This window comes from Spiroplasma syrphidicola EA-1 (assembly GCF_000400955.1).
GTDB lineage: Bacteria > Bacillota_I > Bacilli_A > Mycoplasmatales > Mycoplasmataceae > Spiroplasma > Spiroplasma syrphidicola.
The window spans coordinates 102,878-126,178 of sequence record NC_021284.1; the positions used below are offsets into that span (position 1 = coordinate 102,878).

At 31.7% G+C, this 23,301-nt stretch carries 24 protein-coding genes and 1 tRNA gene; 21 read left to right on the plus strand and 4 right to left on the minus strand.

Going from position 1 to position 23,301, the window contains the following annotated elements; genetic code table 4:
• Positions 1–58 precede the first annotated feature (58 nt).
• Positions 59–1,732, plus strand: coding sequence for an MATE family efflux transporter (locus SSYRP_RS00415; RefSeq protein ID WP_016340344.1), 1,674 nt, complete (start codon positions 59–61; stop codon positions 1,730–1,732).
• Between the two features lie 128 nt (positions 1,733–1,860).
• Positions 1,861–2,685: a hypothetical protein gene (locus SSYRP_RS00420; protein ID WP_016340345.1), complete on the plus strand. Its 825-nt coding sequence runs from the start codon at positions 1,861–1,863 to the stop codon at positions 2,683–2,685.
• A 70-nt stretch (positions 2,686–2,755) separates the two neighbouring features.
• Here SSYRP_RS00420 and SSYRP_RS00425 read toward each other — a convergent pair whose 3' ends face one another.
• Positions 2,756–3,409 carry a nitroreductase family protein gene (locus SSYRP_RS00425; protein ID WP_016340346.1) on the minus strand — a complete coding sequence of 218 codons (654 nt, stop codon included), beginning with the start codon at positions 3,407–3,409 and terminating at the stop codon, positions 2,756–2,758.
• Positions 3,410–3,674: 265 nt separating this feature from the next.
• On the opposite strand from SSYRP_RS00425, the gene SSYRP_RS00430 reads away from it, so the two are divergent.
• Positions 3,675–6,416, plus strand: a complete 2,742-nt coding sequence (locus SSYRP_RS00430) for a 2-oxo acid dehydrogenase subunit E2 (protein WP_016340347.1) — start codon at positions 3,675–3,677, stop codon at positions 6,414–6,416.
• 22 nt (positions 6,417–6,438) lie between these two features.
• On the opposite strand, the gene SSYRP_RS00435 is transcribed toward SSYRP_RS00430, so the two are convergent.
• On the minus strand, positions 6,439–7,038 hold the full coding sequence (locus SSYRP_RS00435) for an IMPACT family protein (protein ID WP_016340348.1): 600 nt from the start codon (positions 7,036–7,038) through the stop codon (positions 6,439–6,441).
• Between the two features lie 186 nt (positions 7,039–7,224).
• Between SSYRP_RS00435 and SSYRP_RS00440 the strand changes: the two genes are divergently transcribed.
• From SSYRP_RS00440 to SSYRP_RS00455, 4 genes are all read left to right on the plus strand, one after another.
• Positions 7,225–7,300, plus strand: a tRNA-His gene (locus tag SSYRP_RS00440).
• A gap of 240 nt (positions 7,301–7,540) precedes the next feature.
• Entirely contained in the window at positions 7,541–8,086 is a 546-nt protein-coding gene (locus SSYRP_RS00445; RefSeq protein ID WP_236608046.1) for a DUF402 domain-containing protein, read from the plus strand.
• A gap of 63 nt (positions 8,087–8,149) precedes the next feature.
• Positions 8,150–9,556, plus strand: a complete 1,407-nt coding sequence (locus tag SSYRP_RS00450) for a glycoside hydrolase family 1 protein (protein ID WP_016340350.1) — start codon at positions 8,150–8,152, stop codon at positions 9,554–9,556.
• A gap of 7 nt (positions 9,557–9,563) precedes the next feature.
• A complete protein-coding gene (locus tag SSYRP_RS00455; RefSeq protein WP_016340351.1) occupies positions 9,564–10,178 on the plus strand; it encodes a hypothetical protein in 615 nt (204 codons plus the stop codon).
• A gap of 10 nt (positions 10,179–10,188) precedes the next feature.
• Here the strand turns inward: SSYRP_RS00455 and SSYRP_RS00460 are convergent, their stop codons facing one another.
• Positions 10,189–10,386 carry a hypothetical protein gene (locus SSYRP_RS00460; protein WP_041614416.1) on the minus strand — a complete coding sequence of 66 codons (198 nt, stop codon included), beginning with the start codon at positions 10,384–10,386 and terminating at the stop codon, positions 10,189–10,191.
• A gap of 210 nt (positions 10,387–10,596) precedes the next feature.
• Between SSYRP_RS00460 and SSYRP_RS00465 the strand changes: the two genes are divergently transcribed.
• Positions 10,597–10,896, plus strand: coding sequence for a PTS sugar transporter subunit IIB (locus tag SSYRP_RS00465; protein ID WP_016340352.1), 300 nt, complete (start codon positions 10,597–10,599; stop codon positions 10,894–10,896).
• A 26-nt stretch (positions 10,897–10,922) separates the two neighbouring features.
• The gene (locus SSYRP_RS00470; protein WP_016340353.1) at positions 10,923–12,974 is read left to right on the plus strand and encodes a PTS sugar transporter subunit IIC; all 2,052 of its coding nucleotides are present in this window, start codon (positions 10,923–10,925) and stop codon (positions 12,972–12,974) included.
• 71 nt (positions 12,975–13,045) lie between these two features.
• Here SSYRP_RS00470 and SSYRP_RS00475 read toward each other — a convergent pair whose 3' ends face one another.
• On the minus strand, positions 13,046–13,243 hold the full coding sequence (locus SSYRP_RS00475) for a hypothetical protein (RefSeq protein WP_016340354.1): 198 nt from the start codon (positions 13,241–13,243) through the stop codon (positions 13,046–13,048).
• Between the two features lie 58 nt (positions 13,244–13,301).
• Here SSYRP_RS00475 and SSYRP_RS00480 point away from each other — a divergent pair, with 58 nt between their 5' ends.
• The 12 genes from SSYRP_RS00480 to atpA all read left to right on the plus strand — a co-directional run bounded on the left by SSYRP_RS00480 (position 13,302) and on the right by atpA (position 23,291).
• Entirely contained in the window at positions 13,302–14,792 is a 1,491-nt protein-coding gene (locus SSYRP_RS00480; RefSeq protein WP_016340355.1) for a glycoside hydrolase family 1 protein, read from the plus strand.
• 13 nt (positions 14,793–14,805) lie between these two features.
• On the plus strand, positions 14,806–15,858 hold the full coding sequence (locus SSYRP_RS00485; protein WP_016340356.1) for a Gfo/Idh/MocA family protein: 1,053 nt from the start codon (positions 14,806–14,808) through the stop codon (positions 15,856–15,858).
• Positions 15,851–16,804 (plus strand): ROK family protein, encoded by a 954-nt coding sequence (locus SSYRP_RS00490; RefSeq protein WP_016340357.1) that lies wholly within the window; start codon positions 15,851–15,853, stop codon positions 16,802–16,804. The genes SSYRP_RS00485 and SSYRP_RS00490 overlap by 8 nt, the downstream gene beginning before the upstream one ends.
• 22 nt (positions 16,805–16,826) lie before the next feature.
• Positions 16,827–17,159 (plus strand): PTS lactose/cellobiose transporter subunit IIA, encoded by a 333-nt coding sequence (locus SSYRP_RS00495; RefSeq protein WP_016340358.1) that lies wholly within the window; start codon positions 16,827–16,829, stop codon positions 17,157–17,159.
• A 12-nt stretch (positions 17,160–17,171) separates the two neighbouring features.
• Positions 17,172–18,290, plus strand: a complete 1,119-nt coding sequence (locus tag SSYRP_RS00500; protein ID WP_016340359.1) for a DUF871 domain-containing protein — start codon at positions 17,172–17,174, stop codon at positions 18,288–18,290.
• 76 nt (positions 18,291–18,366) lie between these two features.
• Positions 18,367–18,990 carry a uracil phosphoribosyltransferase gene (upp, locus tag SSYRP_RS00505; RefSeq protein WP_016340360.1) on the plus strand — a complete coding sequence of 208 codons (624 nt, stop codon included), beginning with the start codon at positions 18,367–18,369 and terminating at the stop codon, positions 18,988–18,990.
• A 43-nt stretch (positions 18,991–19,033) separates the two neighbouring features.
• Positions 19,034–19,414: an MG406 family protein gene (locus tag SSYRP_RS00510; RefSeq protein WP_144060300.1), complete on the plus strand. Its 381-nt coding sequence runs from the start codon at positions 19,034–19,036 to the stop codon at positions 19,412–19,414.
• On the plus strand, positions 19,407–20,225 hold the full coding sequence (locus SSYRP_RS00515; RefSeq protein ID WP_016340361.1) for a F0F1 ATP synthase subunit A: 819 nt from the start codon (positions 19,407–19,409) through the stop codon (positions 20,223–20,225). The genes SSYRP_RS00510 and SSYRP_RS00515 overlap by 8 nt, the downstream gene beginning before the upstream one ends.
• Positions 20,226–20,276: 51 nt before the next feature.
• Positions 20,277–20,564, plus strand: a complete 288-nt coding sequence (gene atpE / locus SSYRP_RS00520; RefSeq protein WP_016338499.1) for an ATP synthase F0 subunit C — start codon at positions 20,277–20,279, stop codon at positions 20,562–20,564.
• A 64-nt stretch (positions 20,565–20,628) separates the two neighbouring features.
• Entirely contained in the window at positions 20,629–21,150 is a 522-nt protein-coding gene (atpF, locus tag SSYRP_RS00525; protein ID WP_236608047.1) for a F0F1 ATP synthase subunit B, read from the plus strand.
• A 4-nt stretch (positions 21,151–21,154) separates the two neighbouring features.
• On the plus strand, positions 21,155–21,700 hold the full coding sequence (locus SSYRP_RS00530; RefSeq protein ID WP_016340363.1) for a F0F1 ATP synthase subunit delta: 546 nt from the start codon (positions 21,155–21,157) through the stop codon (positions 21,698–21,700).
• Between the two features lie 16 nt (positions 21,701–21,716).
• Positions 21,717–23,291 (plus strand): F0F1 ATP synthase subunit alpha, encoded by a 1,575-nt coding sequence (gene atpA / locus SSYRP_RS00535; protein ID WP_016340364.1) that lies wholly within the window; start codon positions 21,717–21,719, stop codon positions 23,289–23,291.
• Positions 23,292–23,301: the final 10 nt, after the last annotated feature.

Consider the following 23,301-nt stretch of genomic DNA (forward strand, 5'->3'; position numbering starts at 1 on the left):
CCAATTATTCATAATATAGTGTTAACAAAATATTAAAGAAGAAATCAAGGAGGGTCAAATGTCACAATTACAGAGCGACAAAAAAAATAAATTATTTGCCAGTCGAAAATGATATGCGACAGCATTAGTTTTAATTTTGTTAGCAACAATGCAAGAAATTATTATGGAATCAACGGACTTAGTTGATAACTTTTTTGTTAATGCAATTAAATTTAATGTTCCTGGTTTTCATGATTTAATGGACCGAATTAAAGAAGTTTTTGGATCAGATGAAATTTATCATAATCAAGAAGTCTGAAATAGTTGAGGGTTAGGACACTATGCTGGCTATCATTATACGGCTGGGCAATTAGCAATGAATGGGGTTGCTGCATCAAACCAACTTTATTTTATTATGTTTGCTATTTTAAGTGGAATTTGTTATGGTTTTGGAGTTTTTAATGCCCAATATTATGGGGCTAAAAAATACAAGGAATTACAACAAGTAACATTATTAAAAGTTTATGTTTGTATTTTAGTTTGTGTTGTTGTTTTACTTCTTTCACAAGTAGCAGGGCGGCCATTAATTGAATTTACAACCTCACCAAAATATGCCGAAAAACCAAATGATTTTTTACCAGTGACAGCTGATCAAAAAGATTTAGCAGTTCAATGGTTTAAATATTTTGAATATCAAGCAGCATCAATTTCAACAGATTTAGGGATGCACTACTTTCAAACAATTGCTTTATCATATCCAATTTTAGCAATTAATATTGCCTTTATTACAACATTACGGGAAACTGGAAGAGCAGGATTAGCAGTATGAGTTTCATTAATTGCCTTAAGTACAAACTGTTTAATGAATCCCTTCTTAGTTGAACCAACTTTCTTAGGAGAATTTAATGGTATGGGAGTTCAAGGAGCTGCAATTGCAACAACTGTTTCAAGGGTTTTACAATTAGCTTTTATTATTACTTTATTCTCCTTTAAACGGTATGAGTTTATTCCCCGGAATTTATTTTCCTTTGATGGCTTTGTTACACGACGGGCTTTTCAAAAAGCAACCCCAATTGTATTTAACGAAATCTTTTGAGCGGTCGGAATGGTTGTTCAAGTAAAACTACGAGCAATTTATAGTATTGATGCTTTAACAGCAAATGCGATATTTTCAACAATTATTACCGCGCTATATACACCACTATATCATGGTTTCTCAGCGGGAACGTCAATTCTGGTCGGCAGTCGATTGGGAGCAAACAACTTGGCGGAAGCAGAATACAATGGAAAACACTTGGTGATTTTATCATTTATGATCGGAGCAGTTGCCGGCTTGTTGTTAGTTGTGGGGGGATGATTCTTCCCAGAGGTATTATTTGTTAATAATACAAAAGAAACATTCCGAATTGCACACTGGATGTTGTTTGTTTATGGATTGATGTATCCATTTGTGATGGTTAGTGCCACCTCATATGCAATCATCAGAACAGGGGGTGCTGTTTTCAATGCCTTTGTTCTGGATGCTTTATACACATGAATTATCCCAGTACCATTATTAGCAATTTTAGTATTAACATCAAACTTAGATATTGTTTATATTATTATTATTTTACAAGTTTCTGATAGTTTAAAAACAATTTGAGCGGTTATCTTATTACGCCGCAAAAAATGAGTCAAAAATATTACGGAAACAAAACATACAACAGAATTAGATAATAAAGTTAAAGAAATTAAACAACAAGTTGAAGGTTAAAAAAAATAATGCATTCTTGCATTATTTTTTTATTTTCTGAAATTTTAGGCGAAAAGAACATTATGTTATAATTTAAAAGTCACTTTTAAGAACGACAATTGATTTACTATTATCTAAGGAGAAACACAATGTATAAATTAAGTAAATATTCTAAACCCCTTAAAATAACAATTATTGTTTTAATGAGTTTACTTATTGCCATCCCATTATCAGGAATTATCGTTGATTTGTGCGACCGCATGTTGCATTATAACTATTTTAAACCTGGTGCAAATGGGGAACCAAGTAAGTTTACAATTGATCAGTTAATTGCCTGATTATTTGTTGCGTTTACAAATTGATATGCCTTATTTTCAATTTTATATGGGACAGTATTTTTATCTCGTTTAGGGTATAAAAATGAAAGATCAGAGTTTAAGAAATTTTTCTTTAACAATATTTTTTTACTACTATATTCAATTGTTATTATTTTAGTATTTTGACCAGATGTTATTAAACAAATTTTTGTCGGAACTGGATTTATTTATACAAATTCAGCGATGAAAAATGTTATTACTGTTAATATTCATTTTTTAACCCCGGCAATTGCTTTAGCCTTGTATTTTATCTTTTTAAAATATGAAGAGCATGACTTTATGTATTTTTTAAAACGAATTAGCTATTTTGGGTTAATTGTCCCAGTTTGTTATGTTTTATTCGCCTATATTCGCTTATTTATTTATGTTGGTTATCATGGTTTTGATCCTAATAATCAAACAATTGTTTGGTGGAATGCTTATAATATGTTAAACCCTTATAAGAATCCTGTTACTGCGCCAATTATTTTATTTTTTGCCGCTGTTGGAATTTACGGCATTACCGTCTTAATTTCATATACATCAGTTCTGATGTTAAAAGTTATGAATAAAAAACAGTCTGAAAAAGTAGCGAAAACAACAAAAACAACAAAATAATGCTAAAAGAAAAAAAGGAAATGGCTAAATACCAAATTCCTTTTTTTATTTGTCATCATGATTGAAATTTTTAATATATTTTGTAAGTTTCTTCAAATGGTAAACGAATGCGATTTGCTTGGGCTTTATTACGAGCATCATCAGGAGCTGGTACACCAATTGATAAGGCCAAAATAACTTGTTGACCTTGCTTCATCATTGCTTTATTAATCAGTGTTTTTTCTAATTTGCATTTTTGCATCCCTAACATTGGGGTTGAACCATATCCAAGCTCTGTTGCTGCTAACATTGTAAAACTAAATTTAATTGCGGCATTAATGATATGAACTAAATCTGTTGAGTCAGACATAACACCATAGTATTGTAAAACTCCTTCTTTCATTTTTTGGCGGTCCGCTTCGGGAATATCTAAAAATTTCATTGTGCCATCATAAATGCTTTGACCATTATTTAGCATTTGCATTTTAAAAGGGGTTCCAACAAAGAGAAATAATGCACTAGCATCTTTGACATTTTGTGTATTAAATCCTTCAAAATCATTGGCAATTTCTTCTTTTAATTTTTGATCTCTAATTACTAAGATGTTTGTATCTTGTAAGTTATTAGAACTAGGGGCTAAATAAACTGCCGCTAGAATTTTTTGTAATTCCTCGTCGCTAATTGTGTTATTTGGTAAGTATGTTTTAATCGTATGGCGTTTTTCACTTAATTCTTTAAAAGTCATTCTTTTTTCCTCGTCTTTCTCATCATATAAAGTTTTATATCTAATAAATAGGCCTATTAATTAATTAGATAATCAAAAAATTAAAAAAAGCTTTAAAGTTTTTATTTAATAGTCCCAAAAATCACTTTTTTCCTTAGATTTGTTGGAATAATATAATAACCTTTTTCGCAAAAAAAGTCAATTTTTATGGTATAATTTAAATGTGTAAATAGAGGCTAAACTAATTATATAAACTTATTTATTATTTTGTTGTGGGGTAGGGAAAATGAAAAAAATAAGAATAGAAAATCTCTCACAAAAAGGGGTTTTAGAACGATTTTTATATACTAACGATGTTGTGCAAGCGGGAGAACCGATTGCCTTAATTTTAGTTAATAACAAAGAAGAAGTTATTGTTAATGCGCCAGATGATGGCCTTGTTATTAAACCAATTAAAATTGGCAGCAAAGTTAAAAATAATAGTGTTATTGCCCACCTTTTAACAAATGAAAAAGAAATTACAAAATATCATAATAAACTTAATAAAAAAAGTGATTTTGAAGTAGACTTTTCCCCTTCTGATAAAGGTGAATTTGGGACAAAATGAGCAGATGTTGAAGAAGATGATTATTCAGGAACAAGTTTTGTTTCCACAACGCAGAGAATGCCAGGGCAAACTTTACCATTAACAAGTTTATTACAAACACCTAACCCTAGCCAACCCCAAACACCAGCCTACCAGTCATTGTTGGACAAAGTGCAAGAACCACGTCCCGAAGTTACATTAGAACAAAAAAGCGAAGAAACTAAATCAATTTTTAATGCGCCGTATGCGCCATTAAAAACAAGTATTGTGGAAAAAAGTCGTTGAGATGAAAAACCATTATCATTTAATAAACCAAGCGAAAAACCCTTGTCATTTAAAGAAGCAACACGTAGTGAATCTTTTTTAAATCAGAAAAGTAATAGTGAGGAGTCTACCCGTGTGGAAGATTTAAAAGCCAAAATTAGTCAGGCCTTAGCAGAAAGTAAAAATACTTTACAACAAGAATTAGCTGAGAAAGAATATGCTAAATACTTAGTTGAAACAACTAAAACCCCTGATGAAAAACCAGCTAGTGCAATTTTAGCGAGTGACCAAACGGAAACTGCCCCAACAAATAATTTCCGAGAACTAGTTAACAAACGTCGTGAACAATTACATAGTAATAATAACTTTCAGAAATTAAATCTTGAAGCGGATAATAGTAAAAATGCGATGGACTTTTTAGATGATGAAGGGAAACCAGTTATTTTACGGAATATTGTTCAAAATCGGATGAATAATTTAATTAGTGAAAATACTTCTGGATTACGAGCAACAAGTGAAGCTGGAGGCGTTAGTTTTAGTGACCCAAGTGATAATTATCGGGGATCACGTTCTGAATATGGAATGGCCCCAAGCAAGAAAACAAGTGATAATGCCGACAAATATTCATATATTAATGCGGATGGGATTCTTGTTGAAGGGGATGAACCAGAACATGTTCAACATAAACAATATAAAACTTACCGTGATCGCTTATTTGAAAAACTTCATAATGATACTGAACGACAAAAGATTTTAAAAACAAGAAATCAACGGGAATTGATTAAACAACGAATGGAAGCAATTGCGGCTGGGGATGTTGAAGTTGATAATGTTTTAGGAGCAATGCATAATTTTAAACGGCCATCATATGAAGAAATGGAAAAACAATATAAGGCCTTAGACGATAAATATAATGCGGAACATAGTGAATTTGATCACCCAGATGAAGATTATGTTTGAGGAGAACAAATTACGCATAATGAACCAATTAAGCAATCAGAAAAATTACAAAGTAATCCAAAAGTAGCACCAGTAACAGCAATAAAAGAAAGCCAACCAGTTGTTCAACAATTCTTACCACCACAATCAACTGGAGCAGATAGTACTATTTTAGCTGAACTAGCAGTATTAAAAGAAAAATTAGCCCAACAAGAACAAAATAATCGTCAAAATGAATTATTAAATGAAATTCGTCATTTAAAAGAAAATAATCAAAATAATAATAGTAATAATACTTTTGATAAATTAATGCAATATATGATGCTTCAACAAATGTTTAAATCAGCCCCTAATAGTGGGACAGATCCGGTTTTAGCTGATTTATTAAAAGAAAGCTTCTTGGGAAATAAAACAAACAATAACCAAGATTTACAAATTAAAAAATTTGATAATATGGCCCCACAAGGGAACTTATTACATCCAATAAATAATAGTTTAAATATTGTTAATACAAGTGATAATATTGTTGAACCACAAGGAACAGAAAGCCGTGAAGAAATTAAAACGGCAAAATATCCAGCCATTAAATCAATGATTATGGCGCAGGCTAGTGTTCCACCATTAACAATTAATACCGAAATTGATATGTCAGCGGTAATTGAACAACAACGAAAATTAAAAAATGCTAATGCAAATACTGGTGTTCGTTTTTCAACAATGAGTTTTATTGTTAAATCAGTATCATTAGCGCTAACCGAATATCCAAAATTAAATTCTTATTATGATGCTAGAACAAACCAAATTGTTATTAAAAATTCGCATCATATTGGAATTGCAACTGAAACAAGTGAGGGGTTAGTTATTCCTGTTATTAAATTTGCCGAAAAGTTAAGTTTAAAACAAATTGCTGTAACCTCACAAGAAATTATTGATCGTTTACGCGAAGGTGAACTATACGATTATGAATTACAAGGAAGTACAATTACTGTTGCTAACTATGGAACAGTTGGAGCAGTTACGGCAACACCAACGATTTTCTATCCTAATTCAGCAGTCGTTGGAATCGGACGCGTTGTTCGTAAGCCAGTTGTTATTAAAGGGGATAAATTAGTAATTCGTTCGATGATGAATATTTCTTTAACAATTGATCAAAGAATTATTGATGCTGCTGAAGCAGGAATCTTTTTAACAAGATTAAAAGAAATTTTAGAATCACCAGAATTAATTACTTTATCATAAAAAAACCTCATTCGAGGTTTTTTTATGTTTTAATAATTTTATAACTATAAATGATTCTATCAATAATGAATTGATCTAATGCGGCAATGATAGGATGATTACTTTCAACTATAATTGTAATAATTAATTCCCGTCGATAGAATGTTCGTTTAAAAATACTAACGTTATGTTGTTGTAATAACTTTCGTAAAAAACTTTCATAAAGTGGTCGTAATAGAATTCCGATTTTTAACTGCACAGCAATTTTTTTCTTGTTAGCTGTTTCAAGGGTTAAACGGGTAATTGTGCTATAAGCTGATTTAGGATTTTCCAGGATAGTATTACTATTGCAGTATCGAATAACAAGAACAATAATGTTTGTTAAGTTATGCTCAATGATAGCATCTAAAATTGGACGTCCGGCATCATGACGGTTTTCACCGTTATCTGTTTTAAAAATATTTTCTCGTCGTAAACCAATCACATAAGCATAGGCATTAAAACTAGCTTTGCGATCCTTAAATGTTTTTAGAAATTCAATAACATCATTTTGAGACTCTACATATTTTGCAAAGCACAAAAATTTATTATATTGGATAATAATTTCTTTTTTTAATATTTGATTTTTTTTAATAATATACATTGCCTTGTTCTCTTTTGGGTTGATAATATTTAATACTTATTACTACAACTTAATTATAATACAAAAAAAATCGCAATTTTTCAATTTAAAATATTTTTATTATTAGCAAGAACGATATCTTTACAATTTCTGAAATTTAGATATAATAAAATAGGTAAAAATAATTACCTAATTAAATTAAATATGGCGGTTGTGGCGAAGTGGTTAACGCACCGGATTGTGGCTCCGGCACTCGTGGGTTCAAGCCCCATCAGCCGCCCCATTTATTGAAAATTAAGCTGTACTTTTTGAAAAAAGTACTTTTTTTATTTTTAAATTAGGGATTTGACTATTTACATACAGAATTTGCTTGATATAATTATAGAGATAGTGTAATAAAAATATCATTTTAATTAAAACTATATTTAGAATTAAGAATTACTATTTGTTTTAAACTAATTTTGTTTCGTGGATTTTATATTTTACAAGAGAATAGAATATTGAATAATAAGGGAGGATTTTTATGATGGAAACATTAAAAATCGGTGATGTCGTATTAGTACATGCTTATAAACACAATGGGGCGATTTATCGTAGCTGAGATGCTGCTATTGTTTTAGAATTAAATTCAGATTATTTAGTTTTGGTAAATGAAGACGTAACAGTAACCGAATTAAATGGTCGAAAATGAAAAACAAATGAACCAGCAATTTGAATTTTTAATCGAAAAAATTGAAGTAACATCATTTGTATGTTTAAAGAAACAGGCCTAAATTATTACTGTAATATTGCTTCACCATTTATTATGGAAGGCAAAACAATTAAATATATTGATTATGACTTAGATATTAAAGTGTTTTCAGATGGGGCTTATAAAATTCTTGATTTAAAAGAATTCAATCGTAATCGGATTATGTGAAAATATAGTCAAGATATTATAAACATGATTTGATCAGAGGTTGATAATTTAAAAAATCAAATTAAAAATAAAGCCTTTATTTTTTCGCACGATCGTGCCGAAGCTTTTTGAGATCAATATTTGGAATGAAAAGAAAATAATCAAAAATAGATTTTATTAATCAACATTTTATCGGTATAATATTATTAATTGTATGAAAAGAGGAAAAATATTATGCTAAAATTTGATTTTAAAAAAAATTTTTTATGGGGTAGTGCTTTTTCAGGGCCCCAAACAGAAGGTGCTTTTTTTGAAGATGGTAAAGCATCATCAAACTGAGATTATTGATTCAAAAAAGAAAAATACCGTTTTTTTAATGAACAACCATGTCGTAATGATTTTTATCATCGCTATGAAGAAGACATTTTGATTGCTAAAAATCTAAACTTTAATTCGCTTCGAACATCAATTCAATGAAGCCGTTTAATTCCTGACGGGAAAACAGTTAACCCGAAAGGGGTAGAGTTTTATAATAATGTTATTAATACAATGCTTGCCAATAATATTAAACCAATTATAAATTTATTCCATTTTGATATGCCAACATGAGCCCAAGAAAATGGGGGTTGATTATCATTAGAAGTTGTTGACGCCTTTACTTTTTTTGCCAAAACTTGTTTTGAATTATTTGGTGATCGTGTTGAAATGTTTACAACTTTTAATGAACCAATTGTTGTTGTGGAAGGAAGTTATTGATATGACTGACATATCCCAAACGAAATTAGTATGCAAGATGGGATGCAAGCCCAATGAAATATTTTAATTGCCCACTTACGAGCAGTAAAAGCTTATCGGGAATTAAAATTAGATCGACAAATCGGATGTTTGTTAAATATTTCCCCATCAATTGCGCGTAGTAAAAATCCTGCCGACCAAGAAGCCGCTTATTATCATGATTTATTTACCTTAAATTGTTTTTTAGACCCAATGGTTAAAAATACTTATCCTGAAGACTTAATTAAGTTAGCAAAAAAACATAATTTTATGTGAACAATTAATCCCGGTGATGAAGCTTTAATTGCTGATGAAAGTTTACGAGTTGATTTTTTAGGATTAAACTATTATCAACCAGCTCGTGTTAAATGTTTAGATTATCTTCCTAATTTTGCGAATGGCGCAATTACTCCCCATTATTTTTATCAACCTTATGATATGCCAGGGCGAAAAATTAATCCATACCGAGGATGAGAAATTTTCCCAAAAGGAATTTATTTAGCGTTAATGAATTTAAAAAATAATTACAATAATATTCCAGTCTACATTTCAGAAAATGGCATGGGAGTCGAAAATGAAGAACGTTTTATTAAAGATGGTGTTATTGACGACCAATATCGTATTAATTTTGTGAAAGAACATTTAGCTTGAATGCAAAAAGCTATTAGTGAAGGAGCAAATTGTTTTGGCTATCATAGTTGAGCATATATTGATAATTGATCATGAATGAATGCCTATAAAAATCGTTATGGTTTTGTTCAATTAGACTTAGATAATAATGGGCAACGAGTATTAAAAAAATCAGCTGAATTTATCCAAACAACAATTGCAAATCAAGCAATTAATTATGATGAAGAATTAATTTAGGTAGTCTATGAAAATAACAGATCCAGCACAAATTGCTAACTTAAAACAAGAATATCAGGAAAAATATCAGGAGTTTAATGCTCCAAAATATAATTCAAAATTAAGTGAATCATCACGAATTTTAAAAATTATTCGAGTTAAAAAATTTAAAACTCCGTTACCCGAAACATTTGAAGCTTTATTAACGATGTTATCAAGAGATATGCATGCTAATTTAAAATATCAAGACTTAGCAGATGATACTTTTTATCGGGCTGGGGGCAAAGACCAAAAACGAATTATGCACCTAGGGCATTTTCGCGAAAATGAAGAAGTAATGTTAGAATGATTTACTCCCGAGGCTTGAATTACGAAAACATTTAAATTTCAAGCAAAAAACAAGGGGCAAAAAACAAAATTAGTTTATTTTGTTATTATAAAAAGCCGTAAAGCAAAAGCTGGTTATTTAGAACAAATTATGCGTAATAATTATATTAAAGCTGAAAATATTCGCTTTGATATCCAAATGTGAGAGTTAATGCGAAAATTGGGATTACTAAAACATCTTAGCGAAGAAAAATATCACTATCAGTTAAGTAAAATGCAATTACGGTTATCAAAGGTTAGAACTTTTAGCAAATAAAAGTTCTTTTTTATTGGAAAAGAAAAAACGATAAAATGATAATAATTATCGTAATAACAAGACAGCTAATCCCACTAATTAAAAGGATTAGTTTTTTTGAATTTAAATAGCGGTGAAAGTTTTTTTCAATTGTGCGAATTGTAATTCAAATTAAACAAAAAATGACAACGGGGATTAAAGCAAAATAGATAAAAAATGATGGAGTCATAACAATCCTTTCTGGAGGTTAATAATATTTGCTTTAAGTATATCATTATTAGGAAAGAACTAGGAAAATTCTTGCCAAAAAGAGATATTTTTCCATTTTTTTGGTAAATATTAGAATATTAATTGTAATTGGCCTGATTATCTTGTAAAATATTTCTATAAAATTGGAATATTTTAGCAATTTTATATTAATTTTAAAGTGAGGAATATTATGAAAAAGAAAATCTTATTAGTTTGTTCAGCCGGGATGAGTACATCAATTTTAATGAAAAAAATGACTGATGCTGCCCAGTTGATGAATATTGATGTTGAAATTGAAGCCAAAGCAATGGCTGAAGCTCAACAAGTTTTAAAAGACTGAGATGTTATTTTATTAGGACCGCAAGTAAAGTTTCTTGAAGCAAATTTTAAAACACTGACTGATAAACCAGTTGCGGTTATAACTGCTAATATTTATGCGTTAGGGAAAGGGAAAGAAGCTTTAGAGTTAGCCTTGAATTTAATTAAGTAAATTACAGGAAGGAATAAATTATAGACATGGATAATGAAAAAGGAAAGTTTAAAGCCGAAAAAGAACATAAAATGTCAAAAGGCTTTAAGACATGGTGAGACAATAAAGCGCTACCAGTAATGTCAAAACTTGGTAATCAACGTCACTTATCAGCAATTCGTGATTCATTTGGAACAATGATTCCGTTAATTATTGCTGGGGGGTTAGGATTACTAATTGATGCAATTATTTTTGGTGGAGCTGGATCAGGGAAAATCTCATTGCTAGGCTTATTTGCTCGTGCTGCTGGATATGCCTGAGATGATATTGGACCTTTATTTAATAATTTAGAAACTAGTTGAGGAAAAGCTTCACAAATTGGAGCCTTAGCTTTTGGTCAAATTCAAATTGCCACAATTGGGGCAATGTCATTGTATTTTGCTTTTTTGCTAGGATATTTTCTAGCCTTATCACGCAATTATAAAAATCCAACCATTGCTGGATTAGCATCATTTGCTGGGTTTATTATTGCTAGCATGGGCCAAGTGTCATTCTTCATGGATGCAAAAGGGTTATTTGCTGCTTTAGTGGTTGGAATCATTACAACCGAATTATTTGTTTGATTTGGGAATATGAAAAAATTGGAAATTAAATTACCAGATGGAGTTCCCCCTGCAGTTGGAAAATCCTTTGCCGTCTTTTTACCAATGACATTTACATTAGGGATTGTGGCGGTATTAAACATAATTGTTTTAGCCCCAGCAATCGCTCGTCCTGACTGAGGATGAGAAATTGAGTCTTGGAATACGCTAGTTTCAAATAAAAACTTATGGTCATCAGCAGTTGGGGATAATGTTAAATTAAAAACATTTGCTGACTTTTTATACCAAACATATCATTTAGAGTTATTTGCTCGTGATATAACTGGGGCTTGAGATTTTACTCAAACCGGAGCAGATTGAGCTGGAATTTTTGGAACAGCAACAATTGGCCAAATTGAAGGTTTGATGAACAGTGGTTTTGGGTCAGGTAATGAAGCCGCAATGAAAGAATGATTTAATAACTTAACAACAACAATGACAGGAAAAGGAACAAATGCCTTTGGACAATTCCTATTATCATTGAATGGTCAAACAATTAGTGGTAATAAAGGGATTGATTCAATAGTTGCAAATTTCTTCTTCTCAACAAATGGAAATGGGGAAGCCTTTCTAACTGTTGCTGAACGTTATGCAACCGTACCAATTGGTAGTTCAGCCTTTGGAATTGGCGCTGCTATTTATCGTTTCTTTACTTCATGATTTATTGGTTTTGCAACAGGGAATGGAGGATTAGGATTAGCAGTTGCTTATGCCTTCTTTATCTCATTCTTCTGATTCTTTGGAATTCATGGTTCAAATATTATGGGAGCCATTTTCGAACCAATTTGATGAATGATTATGGGAGTTAATACAGCCTTGATTTCATCAGGACTACCAGCAAGAACTAATTTAAATGATCAATTAGGAATCTTTGGAAAACCGTTCTTTGATATTTATATGAATATTGGTGGTTCGGGAGCAACTTTGGGATTATTAATTATGGTATTAGTTTTATCAAAACGCCGTGAATTAAAAGAAGTTTCAAAATATGCTCTTCCGGCAGGATGTTTTAATATTAATGAGCCAGTTATCTTTGGTTTCCCAATCGTTTTAAATCCGACTTATTTTGCCCCATTTATTTTATCGCCATTATTAGCAATGCTAATTGGATGATTAGCAACAGGACCAATGCATATTGTTAATGTTGTTTATGTAACTGTACCATGGACTACACCTTGAATTATTGGCTCGGTTTTAGCAACCGTTGACCCAATGGCGATTCTTATTGCCTTAATTTGTTTTGTGGTTTCCACAGCAGTTTGAATTCCTTTCATTCTCTTGGATAATTCTCTTTACTTCCGTAAATTGAAAAAAACTAACCCTGCTGAATATGAAGAAGAAATGCGTTATTTAAAAGATAAAGCATATCGTAATTCTGTAAAAGAAAAAGCAAAAGCTGAAAAAGCTGCGGCAAAAGCAGAATTAAAAGCTCTTCATGATGCAAAAAAACAAAAATAAGGATTAATAAAAAAATTACCTTATGTTAAGTTAATAACGTAAGGTAATTTTTAATAATATATTAACTTTGCTTAAAAAACAGTTAAAGCGACAATGATTAGAACTGTAAAAACGGTAAAACCAACCGCTGAACTAATGATTAACGCTAAACGATGTCAAGGGGCAAAACGCTGTAAAACCTTATCACGGAAACGAACAATTGTTCATACTACAAAAGGGATTAAGAAAAAAATAACAGCGATTGTTATAATTAATGTTTGTGTTGTCATTTCTTCACCTACCATTTCTATAATTATAGCAAAATAGATAATAAAGGGAGGAATTTCCATGAAATTAGAGAAAGATTTTATTTTTGCCGCTTCAACAAATGCGTTTCAAATTGAAGGAGCCCGAAATCTTGGGGGACGAACAGATTCGATTTGAGATGAATTTACAAAACGCTGTTTTCATATTCCCCCAATTGGTAAAAATGAGCGGGAAATTAATTCAATTGCTGTTAGCGCGGATTTTTATCATAAATATCAAACTGATATTCGGATTATGAAACGGTTGGGATTAAATGGATTAGTTTATAATATTGACTGAACAAGAATCTTTTCCAAAAACAGTCAAGAAATCAATTGAGAAGGGATTAAGTTTTATGATGATGTTTTTGCCACATTACAAGCAAATAATATTAAACCAATTCCAATTTTATTTCACTGGGATACCCCAATGTGAGCAGAGATACAAGGGGGATTTGAAAATCGTAAAATTTTAGAATGATTTCAAAGTTATGTTGCAACAGTCTTTAAATACTTAGGGAAATATAGTGATATTTGATTTGTAAATGATGAAAATTCAACTTTTACCCTTGATGGTTATTTGGGAGATTATTTACCCCCAGCAAAAAATAGTAAAGAGGGTTTTGCTCGGGCGATTCACCATTTGAATCTTTGTGCAGCAATAGCAAAAATTGAATTTGAAAAAGCAAAACTAGCAGGTGATATTAACCCGGCAGCTTTATTGGGAATTGACCATGATTGATCACCAGGAATCCCATATCGGATTGAAGATGCAAAGGCTTGCCAAGAATATAACCTTTGGTTTAAGAATTTTTTCCTTGATCCAAATTTAAAAGGAACTTATCCCGCAGTATTTGATGATTGATTAGAAACAGAAGGACTAACTGATGTTATTCAACCAGGGGATATGGCGCTGCTAAAAAATAATTGCTTAGATTTAATTGGCTGAAATTATTATCGTCCAGCTTATATTGCTTGTGATGATTATCAAGAAAAACCAGGAGAAATGCAGATTGCTAGTCGGACATTTTTTGTTAAAGGTTTTAAACAAGTCTTTCCAAAGAATAATGTTCGCTATACAAGTTGAAATTGAATTATTGACCCGACAATGCTATTACCAGGAGCCCAACAATTATGAGGGGAATATCAAAAACCGTTGATGATTGTGGAAAATGGTCTAGGAGCTTTTGATGATAAAAGGGGGGACTTAATCTTAGACTATAATCGGGCCGAATATTTAAGTATCCATTTTGCAGAAGTAAAAAAAGCAATTGCCCAGGGTGTTAATTTTATTGGCTATTCATTATGAACTTATTGTGATATTTTTTCGCCAAGTGGGGGGTATCGCAAAGATTATGGTTTAGTAGCAGTTGATTTTAATAGTCCAATTAAAACTCGAACCCCAAAATTATCTTATGTATGATATCAACGCTTAATTAGTAGTGGGGGTGAAAATTTAACCCATGATGATCATGATATGTTAGAAGGATTATTAAAGGGGGAATTATCAACATGAGATTTTTGGTATCAGTAAGGAGTCAAAGCAAATGCGCATAGTATGTATTGGAGCTGGCCGAATTGTTCAATGGTTTTGTGAGGATTTAGCCTTTAGTAAATATCGCGACAAAATTAAGTTGCATGGGATTTATAATCGGACAAAAAACAAAGCAGAAATTTATCAGCAAAAGTATCAGTTTGAAATTGTTTATGATGATTTAGCCGCAGTAATTGCCGATAAAAGGAATTACGATTTAGTATATGTTGGAACTAGTGATGCAACGCACTATCAAATTGTGAAATTATTATTGTCTGCTCAAATCGCGGTTTTTTGTGAAAAACCGTTAGCTTTAAGTTATGATGAGGCCAAAGAATTATATCAAATCGCCCAAGAGCAACAAGTTCTCTTATTCGATGGAATAAAAACTGGGTTTTCGCCAGCTTATCAGGAAATGAAAAAAGACATTGCAGCAGGATTAATTGGGCAAGTACAATATTTGCGAGCTAGTCATGCCAAGATTTCTACAAGTGGTCGAATTCCTAACCCTAAAAAAGATGATCAAAACTTTGTTGGACTCCATCTTGCTGGAGGGGTTTATGCTTTATTTATTGGTCTTGATATTTTAGGTCCAATTACAACAACAAGACATCTAAATAATTCTTATCCAAATCACAGGGCAATTTCCACTTCCGTTTTAACTAACCGCCATCAAAATAATGGGATTTCAACAATCATTGCCAGTGATAGTTTAACAAGTGACTTATCGGCAGAAATTCTGGGAACAAAGGGTTACATTAAATTGGGTGGTAATTTAGCCAAATATAATCAAGATTACCAAAAAGATTCTTGCCATATGGCCTATACTTACGAAGTATATGACAATAATGGTAACCTTTTGAAAAATGTTGATCTGCCATTAACAACAAAAGGGGAAGGACTTTTTTTAGAAATTAATCATCTGTATGAATTATGAAATAACAAACAATTAACTTCCCCAATTGTCTCTCCAGAAATTTCATTATCAATAATAGAGATTTTAGCAAAAACAAATAATACAAATGATTATGAAGTAATTGCTATTAAAGGAGGAAAAGATGAATAAAATTTTAGTAATTGATTTAGGAGGAACTTCAGCCAAATGTGCGGTCTTTGCCGACAATAAGGAAATGTTGTTAGAATTTAAAGTTAAAACTGATATTACAAATATTTTGCCTAATTTAAAAACAGCAATTAATGAGCAATTAACAACCCATCAGATGTTATGAAGTGAAATTAGGGCAATTGGTTTTGCCTTACCTGGTTTTTTAGATGATAAAACTGGTGTTGTAACACTAGCTAGTAATTTAGGCTGAAAGGATTTTCCAATTCGCCAAGAAGCACAAGCCCTTTTTCAAAAACAAATTTTTATTATTAATGATGCTAATGCTGCAGCGTTAGGGGAATTTTGAAATAACAGTGATCAAACCATTCATTCTTTAGCGTTATATACCTTAGGAACAGGGATTGGGGGAGGATTAATTTTAAATGACCAACTATGAACAGGTGCAACTGGTTATGCGGGGGAATTTGGTCATGGGGGTAATTTTCAAAATCAATTTCCCTGTAGTTGTGGGTTAAAAAATTGTATTGAACCGCTTTCTTCGGCAACAGGATTAACAAAGTTAATTAATCGCAAAGCAAAAACTGCTCCAAATAGTTCGTTGGGGAAATTGGTTCAGCATCAACGCCATCCATTAGGGTTGGGAGATATTAAACCATTGTTAGAAAACAATGACCAAGAAACGATTGCGGTTTTGGAACAGGGGTTAGAACCATTAGCCCAGCATATTGCGACTTTAATTTATGTTATTAACCCGGCCTTAATTATTTTGGCCGGTGGGGTGACCAATTTAGGGCCAGAATTATTGGCAATTATTACGAGGTTGGTTCATCGTGCGACCGGGGAATTTTTATGAAAAACATTTGAACTTAAAATCTCAGCTTTACAAGATAAAGCGGGAATGTACGGGGCAGCATATTATGCCTTTAAAAATTTAAATTTATTGTAAAATGATATTAAGGAGTAAGAAAATGGAAAAATTAAATTTTGAAGAAATCTCATTTGGGATTATTACATATGCAGGAATGGCAAAGTCAAATGCCCTAATTGCAATTACAACAGCAAAAACAGGAAATATTACAGAAGCAGAAAAACTAATTACAGAAGCTGAAGAGCATATTATTACTGCCGAAAAAACACATATGAGTGTAATTCAACAAGAAGCCCAAGGAGTCAAACATCAAATCCCAGTCTTATTTATGCATGCAGAAGATCAAATGATGAGTGCCCAAATGGTTATTGAATTGGCAAAAGAATTTATCAGTTTATACCAAATTTTAAAAACAAAAAATTTACTTGATTAAGGAGGAAATAAAATGGCAATTGGAGTTAGTATTTATCCCCATTTATTAATTGGGCAAGAAAAACAGTTAGAACAGTATTTATCAAAATGTGCTAATGCAGGGGTAAAAATTATTTTTACAACAATGATTAACTTTAAAAAAGATAATTTAGAATTAATTACTTTATTTAAAAAAATGACCGCGGGGGCGAAGAAATTAGGGATTGTTGTATATGGTGATATTAATGGTGAAGTTTATGAAGAATTTGGTTTGGATAAAAATAATCGCGAACAGTTAATGCATTTTTTCAAAGATGAGCTTGGTTTAGCTGGCTTGCGTTTTGATGATGGAATTGATGGGGTTGGGATTGCTAAACTATCTAATAATCCAAATCAGTTTAAAATTATTTTAAATGCCGCTTCCCCATCAATGGAATTAGAATATTTAATTTCATTAGGGGCAAATAAAGATAATCTCCTTGCTTGCTGAAACTTTTATCCACAACGCTATACTGGGGTTGGGGTTGACTATTTTTTAGATAATCTTGACTATATTAAAAACAATGGCGTTAAAGTCCAAGCATTTGCTGCTTTGCAACGTGAGGATGCACAAGGACCCTGAAAGCATAATGATAAATTGCCAACGTTGGAACTTCATCGCGATGAGAGTTTGAATTTCCAAATTCGGCATTTAAAGGCCCTTGGGGTTGATGATATTATTATTTCAACGCAATTTTTAAATGAGGAAGAATTTAAAGAAGTTAAAAATCTTGATTTAACAAAATTACACTTTAATTTATTACCTAATCAGAATTTAACTTTAGCAGAGTTAGAAATTTTAAATGACCAAACAGTCCATTTTGTTCGTCCTGATTTAGCTGAATTTGTCATTCGTAGTACTTTTTCGCGTTTAAAATACCAGGGGGTTAATATTATTCCTCAAAGTGAACAACCACAGTATTTTGAACCAGGAGATGTTTTAATTTTAAATGATAAAGCCCAAAATTATGCGGGGGAATTACAAATAGTGTTAAAACAAATTAAAAATGATGGAATTCGGAATTTAGTAGGGAAGTTATCACCAGTCGAAGGATATCTAATTGAAACTTTAGAACCAAATCAAGAGTTTGCGTTTAGTATCTTAGATAATTAGGGTAATTTTAAAAAAGATTTGATATTGCTAGGGCAAATGTGTTAAAATCTAATAAATTTGAAGGAGTTAGAAGATAATGGCATTTACAGTAATTAAACATCCATTAATTTTGGATAAATTGACAAGAATGAGAAAAAAGGATAGTAATTCAAAAGTTTTTAAAGAAAACTTAGATGAAATTGCCCAATTAATGGCTTATGAGATTTTTCAAACAATTGAATTAAAAGAATTTGAAATTGAGACACCAGTTGCTGTGACAAAAGGTTATAAAATTGCAAAAGATATTGTCTTATTTCCAATTTTACGCGCTGGGTTAGGGATGGTTGACGGAATTGTTAAATTAGTTCCGAATGCTAAAATCGGTCATATTGGTTTATACCGTGATGAAACAACATTTGAACCCCATGAGTATTTTGCCAAAAAACCACAGAATATTGAGGAAGCAACGGTACTAGTCCTTGATCCAATGTTAGCAACTGGGGGTAGTGCAAATATGGCGATTGATAAAGTTAAAGAATGAGGAGCCAAAAATATTAAGCTAGTTTGTTTAGTGGCGGCTCCAGAGGGAAAAGAAAATGTTGAAAAACATCACCCTGATATTGATATTTATGTTGCAGCGTTAGATGAAAAATTAGACAGTAAAGGTTATATTATTCCTGGGTTGGGTGATGCAGGAGATCGTATTTTTGGAACAAAATAACATTTCTAATTGAAAAAATCGCTTCAAAGGTGTAGAATGTAAAATGTCATTGATAAGTATCATAATGCTCTTTGGGGCATTAATTGTTTTGACAGTTTTATATTTTAGCGTTGATATGAGTTGAAATATTTATACTGGCTTAGGGTTAGGATATTTGTTTTCTCTTATAGGTTTCTTAATCATTATATGATCATGATGATTGTTAAGTATAAGTTTAAATAAGTTCCTCTTTGTCTTGCTATATTTTTTTCGAATCTTTATCTATCTAATTCCGATTGTTATTTTTGTAAAAGCGCCAAATTCTTTTAGCATTATTACCTTAGCAATTGGTTTAGTAATTTATCCACTATCAGCGTTATTGGTAAATATTAAATTGCCTCTAAAACATCGTAAACTAAGAAAGGAAGTGGCAAATTGTGAATAATAAGAGTTTAATCTTTGCCAACTTAATTCCCGATGAAACGCAAAGCGGGATGGGGGCATGAAGCTATACTGTTTTATTACCACAATTAATTACAATTGTTATTACAACTTTTATTATCATGATGCTTTCAATTGGTTACTATAAGCGCTTAAAAAAACTAGGTCCAACCGATGTACCGGGGGGTCTAGTTTTGTTTGCCGAAATGTCAATCAAATGAGTTGAACAACAAGTTGTTGAATTAATGGGGCCAAAATATAAGTCATTAACAATTTATGTGATGTACTTACTATTATATATTGGAATTGGGAACTTAATGTCAGTTGTTGGCTTTGAGTCAGTGGCAACAGCCTATACCGTACCATTATCAATGGGGTTAGTTACATTTATTGGGATTTATTACTTTGGGATTAAATACCATAAAATTGTTTTCTTTAAAAAATATATTGTTAATCCCCTTGAATTATTAACGCAATTTGTACCATTGATCTCAATTTCATTCCGTTTATTTGGGAATATTTTAGGGGGATCAATCATTATGGCGTTGTTTTCTTCATTAATGGGCTTTATTTGGGGTCAAATCCCTTATATTGGACCTGTTGATTTATTATCGGGAGTTACTTTACCATTTTTAAGCTTGTATTTTGATGTTTTTGATGGAATCATTCAAGCTTATATTTTTGCTATCTTAACAATCTCCTACTGAGCGTTAGAGATTAAAGAAGAAAACAATAAAGGTAGTGAAGAACGGGTGGTTGCTGTCAAGCGTAAGCCACTTAGTAAAAAAGAATTAAAAATTGCTCAAAAAGCATAAAAAAGTATTAAAATGTTTTTATAGATTAAAAGAAAAAAAGGAGAAAGAAAAATGTTTGAATTAATGTCAAATTTTGTAGGAATGTTAATGTTTGCTGAAATGACAGGAGATATTACTAAAGGACTTGCATACTTAGGATCAGGTATTGCAGCGATTGGTTGTTTAGGAGCCGGAATTGGGCAAGGATATACTGGAGGGAAGGCAGTTGAAGCTGTTTCACGTAACCCAGAAGTTGAAGGGAAAGTTCGTACCTTATTTATTGTTGCTGCGGCGATTTCAGAATCAGGAGCGATTTATGCGTTAGTTATTTCAATTATTTTAGCTTTCGTTGTTGCTTAAGCGCACCTTGTAACAAAAGAGATTATTTATTGATTTAAAAGAAAGAGGTTGAGGGGATATGTTAATGTTATTGTCAAGTACAGTTAATCCAGCGGAAATTATTAATCAGTTATTTCCTAATTTATGGGTTTTTATTGCCCATGTTATTGCGACAATAATTTTATTAATTTTATTGTCAAAATGAGTGTATAACCCATTTCGCAAAGCAATGCGCGCTCGTCGCCAAAAAATTCAAGAAATGATTACTGATGCTGCTGATAAACAAACAAAGGCAACAATTAAAGAAAAAACAGCCCTTGAAATGCTAACAACAGCAAAAGTGGATGCTTCTTCAATTATTTCGGAAGCTCATGCTGAAGCCGAAGCCAAAAAACATAATCTCTTAGATGAAACAAAAAAAGAAATTGTGCATTTGAATGAACAAGCACGTAAAGAATTAGCAAAAGAAAAAGAACAATATCAAGATGATATTCGCAAAGCAATTATTAATACGGCATTTGATGCGGCAGAACATCTGTTAGAAAAAGAAATCAGTAAGGAAAAACATCAAAAAATTATTGAAGATTTTATTGATAATTTAAACTAAGATTATGAAAATTAGTGAACGATTTATTTATAATTATGCCGCCGCTTTGATGAATATTGCTACTGAAGATGATAAAATAAAACATTATTTAGCAGCATCAAATTTAATTGTTGAAGTATTAAAAAAATATCCGATTTATATCAAAATTATGAGTAACGTTGATATTCCAAAGCAAGAACGCAAAGATGTTTTAAAAGAAACATTTGGGAAGACAATTGACGTTAAGATTTTGCATGCCCTTTATTTATTAATTGATCGCGAAGCTTTTAGCGTGGTTCGACCAATTTTTAAACAATTACGAAAATTAATTAATTTGAAAAATGATGTTCGTTATGGGAAAGTTTTCTCGGCGCTACCATTATCAGATCAACAAATTGAAGTAATTGAGGCAAAAATTAGCCAAAAGTTTGGTTATCACATTGAATTAGTTAATAAGATTGATAAAAAAATTATTGCGGGAATTAAAATTAAGGTTAAAGATGAAATTATTGATGGTTCTATCGCTGGGCAATTAGAAGCAATGCGCTCTAAAGCTTTAAATAATAAATAGAAATTGGGGGAACGTGATGAGTTTAAAAATAAATGAAATTTCCGAAATTATTAAAAAACAAATTGAGGAATATGGTAAAAAAATTGAAATTCATGAAGAAGGATCAGTTGTTTCAATTGGGGACGGAATTGCTTTACTAGAAGGTCTAGATAACGCAATGATGGGAGAATTACTAATTTTTCCCAACGATGTCTATGGAATGGTCTTAAATTTAGAAGATGGCGCTGTTGGGGCTGTTTTAATGGGAGATGATTCAAAAGTAAAAGAAGGGGATCGTGTTCGTCGTTCACAAAAAGTTGTTGAAACACCAGTTGGGGATGCCTTATTAGGACGGGTAGTTAATGCCTTAGGTCAACCGATCGATGGGAAAGGACCATTAAAAGCAACAAAAACTCGTCCAGTTGAACGAATTGCCCCTGGGGTTATGACTCGTCAATCTGTTACAGAACCAATGGAAACAGGAATTATTGTTATTGATGCAATGATTCCAATTGGAAAAGGACAACGGGAATTAATTATTGGAGACCGTCAAACCGGAAAAACAGCGATTGCAATTGATACAATTTTGAACCAAAAAGGGAAAAATGTTAAATGTATTTATGTTGCAATTGGACAAAAAGCTTCAACAATTGTTCAGTTAGTTGAAAAATTACGAGCTGTTGGGGCAATGGATTATACAACAATTGTTTCAGCAACAGCCAGTGAATTGTCACCATTACAATATTTAGCTCCTTATACGGGAGTTACAATTGGGGAAGAATGAATGGAAGCTGGGGAAGATGTTTTAATTATTTATGATGATTTATCAAAACATGCCGTCGCTTACCGAACAATGGCGTTATTATTACACCGTCCACCAGGGCGTGAAGCTTATCCGGGGGATGTTTTCTACCTACATAGTCGTTTATTAGAACGCGCAGCGCGCTTAAATAAAGACCATGGTGGGGGAAGTATTACCGCTTTACCAATTGTTGAAACACAAGCCGGTGATATTTCGGCGTATATTCCAACCAATGTTATTTCAATTACCGATGGTCAAATTTTCTTAAATTCAGACCAATTTAATATGGGTAATCGTCCAGCGGTTGATGCTGGGTTATCAGTGTCACGGGTTGGTTCATCAGCACAAATTAAGGCAATGAAGCAAGTTTCAGGATCATTAAAATTGGAATTAGCACAATACCGTGAATTACAAGCTTTTGCCCAATTTTCCTCTGATTTAGATGAAGGAACAAAAGCAATTTTGGAACATGGAAAACGGGTAATTGAGATTTTAAAACAAAAACAATATACTCCGTTATCACAAATTGATCAAATTATTATTTTATTAGCTGTTAATAAAAAACGCATTGACTGAATTCCAGTTAATAGTATTGCTGATTTTAAGGATAATTTAATTGAACATTTCCAAGGTCCGGCTAAAAAATATTATGAACAATTAGCAGCAGCAAAATCTTTTGATGATAAATTAATGGATGAAGTTGATCATGAAATTATTAAAGTTGTTAAAAAAATTACAAGTAAAATCCCAGATTATAATGCTGAACATTATGGTAACTTGGGTGAATGAAAAAAATTAATTAGTAAATAAATCGTTAGCA